Source organism: Aureispira sp. CCB-QB1 (assembly GCF_000724545.1).
Lineage (GTDB): Bacteria > Bacteroidota > Bacteroidia > Chitinophagales > Saprospiraceae > Aureispira.
Window position 1 is genome coordinate 17,899 of sequence record NZ_JHBV01000143.1, and the last position, 15,831, is coordinate 33,729.

Genomic DNA, 15,831 nt, shown 5'->3' on the forward strand with positions numbered 1-15,831 from the left:
AATCTCTTTTTCTCATTCTTTTCCCTCTTTTATTATGCAACAACAAGATAAAAGTATTATCCTCGAATTTATCAAGAAGCTTATCTTCCTATTCAATGCCAATGTAAAACCGTTCCTTCAAAAAGGGGCTCAAAAAACAAAAACAGCATGGAGTATTTTTATCAACAGAGAAAAGCTTATCCGTGCAAATTATAATGCTTACAAGGCAGGACGATTAGGTGTCCAAAACAATCAAGAACAGGCATATAAAGAAGCTATCTTTAAGCATAGGCTAGTTGGTTTAAATTTCTCTTTATTGATGAAATTATACACTCGATATTTATATCCAAATGCTAATAACCAGGCATACATTTTACCAGGAGATTTTAAACTCTTACTAACTACTCCCCATGATTATGTTGTGATGACAAAAACAGATTATCAAAATGAAATTGCCAAACAAGTACAAGCCCAATTAGCGGATAAAGTCAAAGCAGTTCGGAATGAGTTGATAGAAAAACTACTCCCTTTCACATCGGGAACACAGCAAAGTGATTTAGACCAAGATTATTTTGCTCAAAAAGATGCTAGTCGTGTTAATTATTATTCTCAACAAAAACGCTTAGAAAAAATAGAAGAACGAGAACGTAAAACAAGTTTGAAAGAAGAAAAACTTGATTTAACAGAACACAAATTAGAAGCTCAACGGGAACAAATGGAGGTAAAAAATGAACGCTTGGGTTTACAATCGGATAAGCTCAATTTAGAGAAAGAATATTTGAATATTGATAAAAAACACTTAGACGTTCAGAAAGAAAAATTAGGGATTGCTCAAGATCGCTTAGAAGTGGAAAAAATTCAAATGGATAATGAACGCAAATTATTTGAGCTACACATGACCCGTCAAGAAATCGAGCATAAAACAAAGATGCTAGAATTGGCAAATCTTTCACTAGAACAACAAAAGAAACACAATGATATAGAGCAGATGAAAAAGGAAATGGAAATAACACAAGCTCTCCATGACCTAGAAACTCGTAAACGAGAACAAACTATTGAATTTGGAGAACAGATACTCCAGCTCAAAGAACAAGGCTTAGAAAATAAATTAGCACAAAAGGAAGCACAATATTTAAGCCTTCAAATGGATAATAAGCGAACACAACTTGAGATAGAAAATAAAATTTTGGATTTGCGAGATGGCGAGTTTAAACAGAAATCACAAGCACAGCTCCTAGAGATCAAAGAAAAGAAAATAGGTTTAGAAATTGACCGCATGAATATCCATAAAAATGAAAGACGATTAGAGGAAAGAAATTCAGAATTGAAAGACCAACTTCGACAAGAAAAAATTTACATAGAGGGTAAAGTTCAGCAAATGTATAATGAACAACACAGTCTCAATCAAGAGTTAAGAGAACAAAAATTCAGAACGTATAATGTAGAAAAAGACTATGGTAGGCTTATGCGTGAACTTAATAGTAAACCAACGTACATTGATTGGAATGATGTATAGCGTATAATTTGGTACTAATCATTGATCTGTGTATATTCAAGATGTATTATTATCTCACTTTTAAACTATATCATTATGAAAAATGGTGGAGAAGGGCATTAATTATCTTAGGATATTGCCTATTTTAGAGCTAATTATTCACTTTTCAACTCTTTGGAAGTAAATAAGCAGCAAAAGGCTTTTAGTGTATACTGAAAGCTTTTTTTATTGGGTTTATGATAGATTTGCCCTAGATATAATTTCTTGAATTTTTACAATCCACTTTGCTAAAATATTATAAAACAAAACTTAAAACAGCAAAATGGATATTTCCGAATTTGGATGGGTTCGTAAAGCCCAAGAAGTAAAAGAGGGTGATTATTGGTTTGATGGAAAGCTTTTAGTAACTCGTGGGGTACAAGCCAAGTTAAGCACCTTAGAAGTTTATTTGCTTGTCGTCAATGCAATGTATTTGGCACACAAGCAAAACGGGTGTGATTATTTGGTGGTTTTTATCAACGAAAAACGAAATTTGAAGCTCTTTTTCATTGACCAAGTCACCAAAACCGAGCTAGCTAATGGTGACCATCCCGAAGAACATCATTACGCTACATTAATGCTAGCTAGTGAGTACTAAAATTGCTTTAGGCAATTTGGATTAGCAAAAGGTTTCTTCTTTTGCTAATTTTTATAAAACGGATGGTCACAATATGGTTTATTCGTTCAGCAAAAAATAAAAGAAGTCACCCTCAAAATATATGACTTCTTTTATAGAATTTTACAAGTTTATATCTATTCGCTTTTCAATAAATCATTAGGCGTTTTTGATTCTTTTTGTTCTAGGTGTTTTGCACGTCTTTTCTTATTTTGTGCAGAATCAAATAAAGTATAACCTATATAGGTTGTAATCCCTGAATGATGTAAATAGGCAGTATTCCAATCTCTAAATGGATTAAGGCTAAAATGCCCTTTAACTCCAAATTTTAATCGCTTCCAAGCAGCTTCTATGCCAACAGTACCTAAAGCTAATACTTGTGACTTATTGTAATTAAATACAGTAGAACTAGTTTCTATCCCTATTTCAGCCCCTCCCTCTAGAGTAACGCCAAAATTTTTAGGCAAGCTCCAATGATAACCTAACATCATGGGAATACTAATATAATAAGTAGCCCAAGGACCTACTATATATTTACTTGTTCCAAATTCTGATGCGGACACTCCTATTGACAATTTGAATGGATGAAGCATATATTCATACTCGATAGAACCATATACCCCATGGTGCATTGGAAAGGCGTGTAAATCATCATAAGAACTTCCCGTTGGAATACTAGGTTTTCTAAACTCTACTATTTTAGAAGCTGTCCATCCTCCATGTATACTAATTTGGTGTTGGCTGTTGGCTACAAAATAACTAGTGATAAAAAACAACAAAAATATGTTTCTCATAACTTTCATTAAAATAAGTCACTAAATTGATTATCATCTGTATAACAACCTTGCCAAATAGCTTTAACACTAAGACTAGAAATATTATCCTCTATGGTTCCGCAAAAAAGACCATTCAAGAACCCTGGCCAGTTAAAATTAAAATTCATTAACTCTGGTGCTTGATACCCACTGTTAGGAGATATTATTTCTACGATGTAATTACAACCAGTAGCAAGATAATATCTATGCTTATAATAACCTATTCCCATTGCATCTGCACCTGATACATACTGAAAATTTCTTGAAGAAATTTGATCATTCCAAGATGTACCACCACTCATTGTTTCTAAGCCCAAATCAGGCAAAGCTGCCATAGTGTAACAATTGTGTGGGCCATAATTCCATATAGAAGTACTCGCAGCTGTTTCTACTTGTAGGCTTGCTCCGTTTCCTCCTTGATGCTCATAAACGAGCAATACGTGTGATCTTCCTGCTTGAAATTGTTGTGCCTTTATACCTACAAAAGCTTCTAAATCTCTAGGCAAATCACCAGTATAATGTAGCTCTTCATAAATTTTCTTGATGGACGCTAAAACTTCATCGTGAATAGCCTGATTTTGATAATTTATACTTTCACCATACTTCTTTTTCAATTCTTCTCTTAACTGATCTATTCTAAGAGAAAACTTAAACTTTCTTCCTATAAGAGCATTAAAGTCTTTCTCCAAAAAATCATACCCTTCAAATTCAGAATCAAATAGAAATAAATTGTTATTAGAATAATTGGGCATTTTAAACCCAACTAAATCCCCTTTTCCTGACGTAGCACGATTAAAAGCTTCAAAATTTTTATCGGAAATAACATTTTGACCATCTTCTGTGAAAGTCAAAACATACTCTTCCCCTTCATAATGACAAGAAATAGTTTTAGAGTTCTTTGTATTTTCTTTGTTTAAGATGGTATTATCTACAGTACTAAAAGTAGTCTCATCTATTTCTTTAGTGCATGCTCCTGTAAAAAGGTTAATAAAAACTAGGCTAAATAAACCTAAAAAGTAATTTTTCATAAGGTGTTATTATTTAATTGTCATGTGATTTAATCATACAAATATAACTTTATAAAATAATAACAACCAATCATTAATGAAACTTTAGATATAAATAACATAGAATATATAGAACCCCTATCTTTAGTTTATATCTTTTTGTTTTTTCTTATATTTTTTCAATAAACGTTGTTCTTCATGCTCTAATTTCGCTTCTAAGCTCTTAAAACTCTCAGGGCGTATATTTTTAACCTTCCTACTAACAAATGCTTTAAAAAGTGGCTTTTTGTAATTCATATCAAAGGATAGAGAAACATCATAACGACTTAAACTACTAGTCTTTGCCAATTCTAGTATTTTTTCCATTAACTCACCATCTTCTAACAAACTTAAAGTAATTGCATTTTCTTCCTCAAAAATGCTCTTTTTTATCTTTTTTAATTCTTCTTCGTATTGTTCTTTTAGTAAAGCCGTTTTCTCTTTTTTTAGCTTTTGATTTTTGGTTGCTTTTTCAGTTATTTTTTTACTGTTTACAACTTCATTTTTTTGTACAAGACCAACAAAATATGCTCCTTTATTCTTAACATTTTTTGTAAATTCTGTTACCTCTATGCACGTTTCTATATGCTCAATTTTACGACTAGAAATTAAATCTTTAAATGTATCTTCTGTTATTCCCCACTCTTTAATTTTTTCAAATAAGGCTTTTTGTTCCTCATTTAGAATATTTTTTTTGATTTCTTTTTCTTTAGGTTTTTGCTTCAACAACGGTTTAGCTCGTAAAGGAGTATTTTTTTTGATTATAAAGTTAATAACTTCAACTTTCCTACCGTTCTTTATTTCCTCAAAATCAAAACATATATCACAATATTTTTTTAAATCTTTTTGAGGTCTAAGAATAACTCTCTTTTTAAAATCCGCATAGAGCTTATATTGTTTCTTCTCAACTTCCAATAAATCTCTTAAAGTTTCAACATTTATTTTTCTACTCCCAATCGTCTCAAATTGTTTTAATAAAATAAACATTCTTATAGAATAGATACTTCTTAAAGATTGAATATTTCTAATATCATAGGCTTTGAAACGTTCTTTCAAATCTAAAAGATAAGGCTTTAAATCGTTATGAAATTCCAATTCTATATAAGCATTTTCTCCCCCCCTCGTCTCGCCATCAGGAATTGTTACTGTCGGGAATATGCTAATTTTAGCCCACCTTTTTGCTCCCTTTTCAGTAATATAAGGTACAAAAAGCTTCTTATCACCTAGCGATAATGCAGCATCTCTTATCAAGTCATAATCATTCCTACTATTACCATCGAAATAGTTAATCAAATCTTTAATATAGATTTTGCATGATCTAAATTCTTTATCTCCCTTTTTAATTAAACTTATCATCTTTTCAAAAATTCTCATTTCCCATAATTTGAAATGAAATTTTGCTTCCATTAGAGAGTTTGACTTAACTACAAGGTTTTTATTATTCGGAGTAGAAAACATTGAGATTTGATTATCCATATAATATGCTTTTATTTTAAACAAAGATAATATTTTTTCAAGCAAATTATGACTAAAAATCTTTTTTGTCATAGTTGTTCCCAATTTTGTCATATTACCTTCCCAAAAAAGTCATAGTTGTTCCCAATTTTGTCATATATCTTCCCAAAAAAGTCATAGTTGTTCCCAATTTTGTCATAGTTAGATGCTCTAAACCTAGCAAATAAAAGGGTTTGGAGCATCTGAAAATAGATTAAAATAGATATAAAATAGAGAAAACAACAAAACAAGCATAATTAGGAAAAATGTTGTTGTTTTTTATTCCTAAAAACTGATTCCCAATTTTGTCATAGTAAAGCATAGAATAAGTACTACTCTAATAAGTTTATACTATTACTAATCAAAATTTTAATGCTCGTTCCCAATTTTGTCATAGTTAGTGAAAGAATTTTCTTTTTGTAAAGTTGAAAATAAAAGCACACATACCTAAAAATATTAACGCTAGGAAAATTGTATTTTACTTAAATAATGAAATAATTTTTTAATTAAAAAATTATACTTTGGATTCTAAAATATCAATAATTAATTTTCTTAGAGTGATTCCTTTATCAAAAGATTCTCTTTTAAGTTTACGATAAAGCTCCATTGGTATATGTATGCTTGTTTTTTTTACTTCTTCTTTTTCTTTTTTAGGTTTTACTTCTTCCTCATGTATTTCACTTGTAGCTTTTTCTATTTCTTGATTATTTATAACAGGTCTTTTAGGAACTATGCCTTTAGGTTTTAAGGTTAGGGCATTTTTTATTTCAGTATTTTTCTTTTTTGCCATTTTAATTAAATAATTATAAGATTAAATAATTTTTTAATTATTTACTTTTTTAAGTTTTTAATTAAAGTTTTCAATAATAGATTGTATTTCGTTTGTTAAAGCAATTATCTCGGTTTTTGCTTTTGGGTCTGTAGCTTCATAAACACCTAACCCTTTAAGCATTGAATCTTTGTATATTACACGTTGTTTTATCTTACTATCAAGCGTCTTTATATTAAAATCTTCTTCAAATGCTTTTAGGGCAGATACAACGGTTTTCTCAAGGTTTATTCTTGAGTCAAACTTATTGCAAAGTATGTAGCTTTGCAAAGATTCATTGATTACTTGGGTTTCGCTTAAACGTTCAACAAATGGTTCTATCGCCCAAAAATCAGCCCCACTCAATAGAGTAGGAATAATAGTGATATTGGATAGTAGTAATATTTTACTTGTCATTTTTGACAATGAAGGAGTACCATCTATAAGAACTATATCATAGTCTTTATTTAATATTTTTATATTATTGGGCAAAGCTCCAGCTTCTGTTATACCAAAAACAGGAATATTAGGTAGTTCATCAGATCTGAAACTAATCCATTTCATAGATGTTTGGTTTGTGTCTGTATCAACTATACAAACTTTATAGCCCATATTCACAAAACAAACTGCCAAGTTTTGGCAAATTGTAGACTTGCCTACTCCCCCTTTTAGATTTGTAATTGAAATAATCATAAATATTTTTTTGGAGTTAAAATATGGATAGCAATATAACTATTTAATTATTTAATTAAATAGTTTTTTGTGTAAATAATTTTTTAATCTTTTCCTTATTTAATTTTTTAATTAAATAATTAAATAAGTATTGTATTAGTGTAGTTTTTTAGTAAAACAATTGGGTTTTGAAAAATTAAGATTTAATCATTATGGTAATTTGAATCACAAATTATAAGGGAGGAGTAGGAAAAACTATGATATGTCAAAATATAGGAGTGTGTCTAGCAAAAGATAAAAAGAAGGTTTGCATTATAGATACAGATATAAATCAAAGCACTTTAACTTGGTTCGGAATTAGGAATGAAAAACTACCCAATGTTCCCGTATTTTTTGCTCCAACTGAAAAGATACTTGCAAAGATATTGAAGGTCATAAAGTCAAATTATGATATTATTTTAATAGACGGCACACCATCAAATATTGAGTTGACAGATAGAATATTAAAATTATCAGATATTTTATTAATTCCTGTTGTTCCTAGTGAATCAGATATAAGAGTAACTGAAAAATTTGTTAGCCGTGTTCAAGAAATTCAAAAGCATTGTAATCCGTCTTTAAGCGTTCGTTTTGTTTTGAATCAAATAACCCAAACCAATAAAAGTAAAGAATTATCAGTTAGAGTTAGGAGTTTATGATTTTCTAGTTTGTCATCTCCTATTAAGGATAAGATAGTATACAAAAATGCTTATGAGAAGGGAAGGGGAGTTGCAGAAATGAAGGAAAAAGAAATAGATAAGGTCTATGATGAATTAAAGAAATTGATATGTAAAATTCAATTATTATCAGTTTTTAGAGATTTTTAGCAAAAAAAATATTTGCAATATTGTAAATGCAAACCCCATAAATGTACACCTATAATGAAATCTATTTTTTAATACTCTTGAGAGAATAGGATAATAGTATTAACTGTTATATCTAGTTTTTGTATCAAAAGAACTATTTGACTTGTTTTTTCGTATCATTTGCATATCATTGCGTATCATTGCGTATCACTTTAATCTAAAAATATGGAAAATAACGTACATACAGTAAGGGTCAATATAGATTGGAAACTATTAGCAATTATGAGTGAATTGTATAGTTTTGATGGTGCTTGGGAATTTTTAGAACAACAAAAGAGTAGTGATTTACAACAACTAAGAGAGATAGCGACTATTCGTAGTGTTGGTGCTTCTACAAGGATAGAAGGTGCTAAAATGACCAATCAAGAGATTACCTTGTTTTTAGATAAAATTGATATAACAGAGGTTAAAGATAGAGATCAGGCAGAAGTTTTAGGTTACTTTGAGGTGTTAGATACTATTATTGAATCTTACGAAAATATCCCAATCAATGAAACAACAATACAGCATTTTCATAATATGCTAATGAGACACAGCCCCAAAGATGCTTGGCATAAAGGGAAATATAAGCAACAAGATAATGCCGTACAAGCTACGTTACCTAGTGGAGAAAGTCAAATAATTTTTCAAACAACACCTGTTGGATTTCCTACACAAATAGCTATGGAAAATTTGATTTCATGGTATAATAAAGATAAAGAAACCGCAGTATTGGTTAAGTGTGCTATTTTTGTATACGAGTTCCTAAGTATCCACCCATTTCAAGATGGGAATGGTAGAATGAGTAGGTTGCTAACGACACTATTATTATTGAAAGAAGGTTATAAGTGGATTCAATATGTTAGTTTTGAACATGAGATAGAAAGTAAAAAAGTAGAGTACTATAAGGCACTACGAACGTGCCAAGCAAATAGACCTAATGAAGATACAACACCATGGGTATTATTCTTTTTTAATGCTATACGTAATATTCAAGGACAACTCAAAGAGAAGTTAGATAGACGTAATGCAAAATTAGAACTTGCCCCTAAAGAAAAAGAAATTTTAGGTGTAATAGAGAAATATTCATTGATTAGTTCTAGTCAAATATCAGAGAAACTTTCTATTCCCGCACCAACGGTGAAAAGGCTATTAAGGCAATTACTTGATAAAAAATTAATCCAAAAAGAGGGGAGTGGTAGAGCTGTAAGGTATAGACAAAATTAATTAGAAAACTTTTTTTCTAAAAAGCCTTGCAATCCAAAGCTTTTTGAATATAACAATAATGCTCTAGTAAGAGTTCTTTATTATTAACCACTACACAATGACTAAGTACAATTGACGAACTAATAGAGCTACATGGCTTGTTAGCGTACATTTTAATCCATCATCTATTGATGAATTAGAAAGCTTGAAAGAGTTAATCGAAGAAATGTATGACAATGTGGAATCTATTTTCTTAAAAGATTTGATTGATTTGAACGAAATTAACTGGAATGAATTAAAAGAAACAATTGTCACTAATAACAAATAACTTTTATCATAACCACTATGAAATCCAACTTGCAAGGGGTTTCGTAGTGGTTACCCCTTTTTTATTAATTGGATTTACCAAAATGATAGTACTTTGGACACAAAAAGATATTGCAACAAAATTGAGTATATCACCTGAATATCTTTGGGAAGTCAAAAAAGGAAAAAAGAATCTGTCTAAAAAAAGACAAGCATTACTTAAACAGTTTTATCAAGATAAGATTAAAGAACTAGATAATATTTGCAAACTAATTAGCATTGAGGGAGCTTAGAGCTTGGCTTTCTTGATACCATGTTTTTTCATCCAAAGTGATAGGTTGGCAGGAGTAGTACCATACCTATTCGCTATAAATTTTTGTGTAGAGCCATTGTTGAGCAAAGCTTCAATTTCAGGTCTAAATTTATCAAGTTTACTTTTGCCTGATCCTTTAGGTCTACCAAGCTTTATACCCATAGCCTTTTTTGCTTTTAGAGCTTCTTTTGTTCTTTGTGAAATCAAATCACGCTCAATCTCCGCAGCCATGGCAAAAACCATTGCCATGATTTTACTCTGTATTGAGTTATCTAATTTCCAATCTCCTTTGATAGCAAAAACGTTTATACCCTTTTCAATGGCAATATTGAGAACTTGCATAATTTCAAGCATACTACGACCAATCCTAGAAAGTTCGCTCACAAGTAGATTATCTCCCTTTTCAAGTTCGTCAATTATCGCAGCAATTTTCCTCTTTTTCCAACTCACTCTACCCGAAATCGTTTCTTCTACAAATTGGACTTGCCCTAGTTCTTTTTTGTTTGCTAGGAGTAAAATATCTGCTTTGTTTTTTTCAAGGTCTTGATCTGTTGTACTTACTCTAAGGTAGGCTATTGTTTTCATGGATAGTGCTTTTTGTTATAAATTAAGTGTAAACCCTATTGTTAGGGTTTTATTATAACAAAAAATATAAAAATATCAATGATTAATTATTACTTAATAATCTCAAAATAAATGATCGTTCTATTGCTGAAATTTGTAATCACTTCCATTTTTTTAAGAAAAACAATAAAACAGATAAGAATTGTAAGCAAACTACAGTTTTATATGTAGTTTGCTTACAATTCTTATCTGTTTTTGTTATTTTTGATATACTATTCACCAATAGAATCAAATATGTTTAGTAAAGTTAGTTGGGATATAATTAAAAAATTTTCGATGGACGATTATGATTGTTTTTCTTTTCAAGACGTGGTGCAAGAGTATCCAACGATGAAACAGAGAAACTTACTAGATGTCTTGTCTAAAATGGTTTCAAAAGGGATGCTTATAAAGTTATCTAAAGGACTGTATCATATTGTTCCCCAAAGTGCAGATCCTGAACACTACATTCCTGATTGGCATTTAGTGGCGAAATACTTGATGCGAGGTAAGAAATATTACATAGGGTATTATTCTGCGATGCAAGTTCATGGGTTAATAACTCAACCTTCTCTTAAAGAGATAGTGGTAATAAGACATAGGGTTAATCCTCCCAAAAAGATTATCCAAGGTATAGAATTTCAATTTATTACTCATGTAATGACAAGGTTCTTTGGATATAAAAAAACTTGGATTAATTCATATGAAAAGGTAATGGTAAGCGACTTAGAAAAAACCATTGTAGATGCAGTTACAAAACCTCATTTGTGCGATGGTGTAATAGAAGTTGCTAAAGCAATTTATGAAACAAGGAATAAAATAAAATTAGAAAGGTTATTTGATTATTTGATTCAAAACGAAAGTAAGGCAGCAATAAAACGTTACTTGTTCCTTTACGATTTGATAGGGCTTGAGTGGACAGCTCACCATGAAGGAATGCTTAAATTAAGGAATGTAGGGGAAGGATTTCCATTATTAGATACTTCTGCATCTGATGAAGGACGTAAAAATCATAGATTTGGATTAAAAATAAATGTAGATACTGAAACAATTAAAAACTCTTTATACACATGATTAAAAGTAGAGAAATTCAACAAATTTCAAATAGAGAAAAAGTTAGACCTCAACAGATTCAAAAGGACTATGTTATATCTTGGATTTTATGGGGGATATCCAATAATGATTTGCTAAAAAATGTATTAATATTTAAAGGAGGAACTTGTCTAAAAAAAGTACATATAGAAGATTATCGTTATTCGGAAGATATGGACTTTACCCTTAGTCCAGATGATGTATCAGATGATGATATTTATATTGCTTTTGAAAATGTTTTTGAGGATATTAAAGATGCTATCAATATGGAATTATCCATACTAGACGATGAAATAGGAACTCACGAGGGAACAGGGAGTATACATTTCTATATTCGTTATGTTGGACCACTAGGAGGGCAAAAAGATAGCATAAAAGTTGATATAACAAGAGGCGAAGTTTTAATATTTGATGTTGAAGAGAAGGGAGTTTTGCATGAATACACGGACTTAGAGGAAGAAGAGGACGAAAATGGTAGATTTAAAATTAAATGCTATGATTTAAAAGAAGTCATAATTGAAAAAATGGCAGCATTAATGGGGCGAACAACACCAAGAGATTTATATGATTTTGATTATATTACTAATACAGAAAGTATTGATCTTGAAGATGTTATTTTTGAGTTTGAGCGAAAAGCAGAGCATAAAGGTCACATATATACTGAATTTTCGGAGAAAGTAAAATCTAAAGAAACTACATTAAAAAAAGCATGGAATAATAGTTTGCAACATCAAATTAAAGATTTACCTAAATTTAAAGATATTTGGCGAGGTGTAAAGAAGCAGTTAAGGAAATTTGATAAAATTATTGAAAAAGGTAGTTGAGGTGTATTATTTAGGGATTCCCTTACAGTTCCGTTCATAAGGTCTGCAGACTGAACCCCATTTTATCGTAAGCCTTTTTAATACCATAGGATCTTTGTTTAACGATTGTTAGATATTAGACCCCTGATATTTTATCAGCTAACTAAATTTATAATTTTGTCCTGTACTCAAAAATCAGTTTTTTTAGCTTTTTGCATAAAAAATATAATATGCTATTTGCCAATGGAAACACTTCTACTTCTTAAATATCTATATAGAGTGGGTTTAGAAATATGGAGATGATTGCAAATTTCAGAAATAGAGCGTTCATTTTCTTTATATAGACTTTCTGCTAAACGTGCTTTGTCTTGAGCTTTTTTAGATAAACCTTTGGGGCGACCACCTTTACGTCCTCTAGCTCTTGCAGCTTCCAAACCCGCTTTAGTCCTAGTGCTAATAATATCCCTTTCAAATTCTGCTAGAGCAGCAAATAAATGGAAGGTTAGCTTTCCAGTGGGCGTTGTTGTATCAATTGCATCATGTAGAGATTGAAAGCCTACTCCAATATCTTGAAATGTTGATACTAAGTTTACCAAGTCTCTAAGGCTTCTTCCTAAACGATCTAGTTTCCATACAACGATAATATCTCCTTGGCGAAGCTGTTTTATCATTTCTTGTAATTGTGGACGGTTTGATTTTGCACCACTAATATGTTCGCTGTATATTTTTTCACAACCTGCTTTCTTTAGAGCATCTTCTTGAAGATTTAAAGATTGCTCTTTAGTACTTACACGTGCATATCCGATTTTCATAGTCAAAAGTTAAATTAAAAGGTACACTAAAGGTATAAATATTACTTTGATTTGTGCAACTACTTTATGTAACTATTGAGATTGTAAATTCGGGGAAAATTTGAATTGTTTTTTAGGGGTATAGCAAGTAACAAAAAAGGGGCGTTTACTAGAACGATAAATCCCGATTCCATTGTAATGTTTTCATTTGTTCTAAGAACAATTTTATCTGCTCTAACATTCCATTAAAAGAAAGAGATTCATCATAAATCATTGCTTTATAATCTTTTTTTCAAGTATTTAAGAAACTGTCAGGTGGAAACGGATTGATAGTTGTTGGATTATGAACGTTTTGTTTTAGGCTACTATAATAAATGTTATAAGTGAGTTTATGATTAGTTTTTTTACTGAACAATTTTACGTGATAATTACCTAAAAAGTTAGTATTTGATTATCTCACCAAATCGTTTCATGTCATCTATGAAATTTACACGCAACTGTTTTTTCTGAACCCTAAAGTATTGTCGTATTTCTTTTAGTGTTGTATTATAGTATGCTGGATTTTTTAGATGATTTACTTTTTTCTCTTTCAAAGACTTCAAATCAAAGTGATATTTTTTTCGTCTCTCTTTCTTGAGAACTCTGATATCTTTTCGTTGCTCATTTCTTTCTTCTTTATAAGAAATTTTTTCAGAATATATTGTTGCTGTTGTTTGCCTTTTGGTTGTAATTCTACAGACAGGAACTTGTTTTTTTATCCGTTCAGGATCCATTCTTATTGCATACGAAATTTGTTTTTTTGTGACTGATTCTACTTCTGACTTCATTGATTCCCATGTATAGTTTTCTTTATAAGAGTAGAGATAGTTATCTATTGTTTCTGCTAAATATTTGAAAAAAATCCCACCATTTTTATCAATATTTGCATAGCTATTAGGCGCTGATGAAATAAAATCAATACATTTAGTAATATACGGTTTATGTTTTTCTTGTTTTAGTGGAGCTAATAATATCTGCCAAAATAGTGAGGAATTATTTAGGTCTTTATGTCCATCATAAAATTTCATTTTACTACCTATTGAGCCATCTGGTTCTCCTGCAATTTGGGGGTGATTTTGGTATCCAGGAATCAATGCGTTACAAGTGTTGAGAATAGATATAACTACTGATGGCTTATTAGATAATATATCATCTAGCAAATCACTATATCTAAATGTATTGACACCTTTTCCAAGAAATAAAATAGGATAACTATCTTCTCTTTGCCAGTTCTCTCTATATCCATGTCCTAAATAAACAACAATAATAATATCCCCTTTCGAATATTTTAGCTCATCATCTATAACATGATTTATTTGGTCTTCTGTAAAATTATTCCCCATTAAATTATGCTCTTTAATATCAACAATACCAAGCATTATTGATATTTCTTTTACTTGACGATCAAATTTTTTTTCAATTGCTTCAGATGCTAATAGAAAAGCTTCATTATTAGAATCCATTATTTTTATATAATGAATATCTCTTATGTCTTTTGCGAATAAACTGAAATTCAGACAAAAAATAAAAAGTATTAATATGTTAATTTTCATAGTTTTAATATTAGATATAATGATATATAGACTTAATCTAGTGATAGAGGAGATGCAAATCTTTTTTCTTCCCATCTTTCTCTTAACTGATTTCCTAGAGATATATGAATAGTTCTTATTTTATCCTCAAATTCTTTAGAATGGGATTTATTTGCTTCAGATTTTGTAAATCTAAAATCATCACCAGCAATTTTTTGATATATATACTTACTCCCTGATTCTTTTAAAGAGTATATTTCTAAGGTATAGAAGTATATATCAGTTCTATTTAAAAATTTAATTGTCCCAAATATTGCATAAGAAGGTAAATTTTGTTTATCACTTGAATCAAATGTAAAGTCAGATGGTTTAATATGATTCTCTGAGTTTAGCCATTTTTGCTTGATACTTAGTATTGATCCAGCTAGATTTTCATTATATATAGGAATGTTCATTGCTAAAAAATCATTTTCTAAATATCCTGTGATGAATTCTGTTAGATCAACAAAATTGTTGTCTGACATTCTCACCCCTGCAATAAAGACAGATTTAGAATTATTTTTGGAGCTCTGAGCAAAAGAAACTTTTGAATAAATTGTTAACAACAAGAGTAGGAGTATTTTTTTCATAGCTAATCTAATATTTAGAGAATGTTATAGTTTGATTATTTTGGAAATTACCTGAAGTTTTCTTTTCTGAAGAATTAGAAAATGCTTTTAGCACTTGATTAGTGTTTTTTCTAGGAATAGATATAAGTATAGGCGATTGACTAATAAGCTGGGCTGGTAAATTATCTATCATGAATTTTGTGTATTTATTGTATCCGTCAAAAATTAGTTCTAAGGTATCCCTTTCTTCTAATCGTATTGGATTATCTTGATTCTTAGAATTATTTTCCGTTGTATGAATGTGATTTGAATTGTGATAATGATGCTCTGTTGTCATATTTCCCCCTGCTGTTGTTACTGTACCTCCACTTATATTCTGATTTAGTTGGTTTCCTGTGCCAGCATTGATAGGACCAGTCTGTAGCTTTTTTTCCCCATCGCCACAACTTATAAAAATTATAAGTGGCAATAAAAAGTATGTTATTTTTTTCATAGTTGTATATTTAGTGATATATACAATTATCTTTTCGTCTTGTACACTCTTTGTGTACTATAAGATTTTATAATAAAATGCCTGTAAATAAGAATGCACAGCTTAGATATAACACTTTGGATAAATGTTTTAGAAATTTTGGTAGGAAATACTACTGGCAAGACTTATTAGACGCTGTTAATAAAGTATTGATAGAA

18 protein-coding genes are annotated in these 15,831 nt (G+C 30.2%); 8 read left to right on the forward strand and 10 right to left on the reverse strand.

Features of this window, described 5'->3' with window-relative positions; genetic code table 11:
* Nucleotides 1–34 precede the first annotated feature (34 nt).
* Together CG11_RS27715 and CG11_RS27720 are read left to right on the forward strand one after the other, a co-directional pair.
* Entirely contained in the window at nt 35–1,495 is a 1,461-nt protein-coding gene (locus tag CG11_RS27715; RefSeq protein ID WP_156039951.1) for a hypothetical protein, read from the forward strand.
* 301 nt (nt 1,496–1,796) lie between these two features.
* Nucleotides 1,797–2,111, forward strand: coding sequence for a hypothetical protein (locus tag CG11_RS27720; protein WP_052600167.1), 315 nt, complete (start codon nt 1,797–1,799; stop codon nt 2,109–2,111).
* Nucleotides 2,112–2,266: 155 nt separating this feature from the next.
* Here CG11_RS27720 and CG11_RS27725 read toward each other — a convergent pair whose 3' ends face one another.
* The 5 genes from CG11_RS27725 to CG11_RS27745 all read right to left on the reverse strand — a co-directional run bounded on the left by CG11_RS27725 (nt 2,267) and on the right by CG11_RS27745 (nt 6,985).
* On the reverse strand, nt 2,267–2,923 hold the full coding sequence (locus tag CG11_RS27725) for an outer membrane beta-barrel protein (protein ID WP_156039952.1): 657 nt from the start codon (nt 2,921–2,923) through the stop codon (nt 2,267–2,269).
* Between the two features lie 8 nt (nt 2,924–2,931).
* The gene (locus CG11_RS27730) at nt 2,932–3,972 is read right to left on the reverse strand and encodes a hypothetical protein (protein ID WP_052600169.1); all 1,041 of its coding nucleotides are present in this window, start codon (nt 3,970–3,972) and stop codon (nt 2,932–2,934) included.
* A 123-nt stretch (nt 3,973–4,095) separates the two neighbouring features.
* The gene (locus CG11_RS27735) at nt 4,096–5,538 is read right to left on the reverse strand and encodes a replication initiation protein (RefSeq protein ID WP_197044003.1); all 1,443 of its coding nucleotides are present in this window, start codon (nt 5,536–5,538) and stop codon (nt 4,096–4,098) included.
* A 460-nt stretch (nt 5,539–5,998) separates the two neighbouring features.
* The gene (locus tag CG11_RS27740; RefSeq protein WP_052600171.1) at nt 5,999–6,274 is read right to left on the reverse strand and encodes a hypothetical protein; all 276 of its coding nucleotides are present in this window, start codon (nt 6,272–6,274) and stop codon (nt 5,999–6,001) included.
* A 57-nt stretch (nt 6,275–6,331) separates the two neighbouring features.
* Entirely contained in the window at nt 6,332–6,985 is a 654-nt protein-coding gene (locus CG11_RS27745; RefSeq protein WP_052600172.1) for a ParA family protein, read from the reverse strand.
* Nucleotides 6,986–7,188: 203 nt separating this feature from the next.
* Here CG11_RS27745 and CG11_RS27750 point away from each other — a divergent pair, with 203 nt between their 5' ends.
* The 4 genes from CG11_RS27750 (at nt 7,189) to CG11_RS30315 (ending at nt 9,653) form a co-directional block, all read left to right on the forward strand.
* Complete coding sequence (locus CG11_RS27750; protein WP_255352017.1) at nt 7,189–7,662, forward strand: ParA family protein; 474 nt, start codon at nt 7,189–7,191, stop codon at nt 7,660–7,662.
* 372 nt (nt 7,663–8,034) lie between these two features.
* Nucleotides 8,035–9,075 carry a Fic family protein gene (locus CG11_RS27755; protein WP_052600174.1) on the forward strand — a complete coding sequence of 347 codons (1,041 nt, stop codon included), beginning with the start codon at nt 8,035–8,037 and terminating at the stop codon, nt 9,073–9,075.
* 184 nt (nt 9,076–9,259) lie between these two features.
* Nucleotides 9,260–9,382 carry a hypothetical protein gene (locus tag CG11_RS30990; protein ID WP_255352016.1) on the forward strand — a complete coding sequence of 41 codons (123 nt, stop codon included), beginning with the start codon at nt 9,260–9,262 and terminating at the stop codon, nt 9,380–9,382.
* Nucleotides 9,363–9,653: a hypothetical protein gene (locus CG11_RS30315; RefSeq protein ID WP_156039953.1), complete on the forward strand. Its 291-nt coding sequence runs from the start codon at nt 9,363–9,365 to the stop codon at nt 9,651–9,653. The genes CG11_RS30990 and CG11_RS30315 overlap by 20 nt, the downstream gene beginning before the upstream one ends.
* On the opposite strand, the gene CG11_RS27765 is transcribed toward CG11_RS30315, so the two are convergent.
* Nucleotides 9,650–10,258 (reverse strand): recombinase family protein, encoded by a 609-nt coding sequence (locus tag CG11_RS27765; protein ID WP_052600176.1) that lies wholly within the window; start codon nt 10,256–10,258, stop codon nt 9,650–9,652. The genes CG11_RS30315 and CG11_RS27765 overlap by 4 nt on opposite strands.
* Before the next feature lie 315 nt (nt 10,259–10,573).
* Between CG11_RS27765 and CG11_RS27770 the strand changes: the two genes are divergently transcribed.
* Nucleotides 10,574–11,350, forward strand: a complete 777-nt coding sequence (locus CG11_RS27770) for a type IV toxin-antitoxin system AbiEi family antitoxin (RefSeq protein WP_197044004.1) — start codon at nt 10,574–10,576, stop codon at nt 11,348–11,350.
* Complete coding sequence (locus CG11_RS27775) at nt 11,347–12,192, forward strand: nucleotidyl transferase AbiEii/AbiGii toxin family protein (RefSeq protein WP_052600178.1); 846 nt, start codon at nt 11,347–11,349, stop codon at nt 12,190–12,192. Before CG11_RS27770 ends, CG11_RS27775 begins: the two co-directional genes overlap by 4 nt.
* A 212-nt stretch (nt 12,193–12,404) precedes the next feature.
* Here the strand turns inward: CG11_RS27775 and CG11_RS27780 are convergent, their stop codons facing one another.
* The 4 genes from CG11_RS27780 to CG11_RS27795 form a co-directional block, all read right to left on the reverse strand.
* Nucleotides 12,405–12,983, reverse strand: coding sequence for a recombinase family protein (locus tag CG11_RS27780; protein ID WP_052600179.1), 579 nt, complete (start codon nt 12,981–12,983; stop codon nt 12,405–12,407).
* A 419-nt stretch (nt 12,984–13,402) separates the two neighbouring features.
* The gene (locus CG11_RS27785) at nt 13,403–14,554 is read right to left on the reverse strand and encodes a caspase family protein (protein ID WP_052600180.1); all 1,152 of its coding nucleotides are present in this window, start codon (nt 14,552–14,554) and stop codon (nt 13,403–13,405) included.
* Nucleotides 14,555–14,586: 32 nt separating this feature from the next.
* A complete protein-coding gene (locus CG11_RS27790; protein WP_052600181.1) occupies nt 14,587–15,162 on the reverse strand; it encodes a hypothetical protein in 576 nt (191 codons plus the stop codon).
* 7 nt (nt 15,163–15,169) lie between these two features.
* Nucleotides 15,170–15,634, reverse strand: coding sequence for a hypothetical protein (locus CG11_RS27795; protein ID WP_052600182.1), 465 nt, complete (start codon nt 15,632–15,634; stop codon nt 15,170–15,172).
* Between the last annotated feature and the right edge of the window lie 197 nt (nt 15,635–15,831).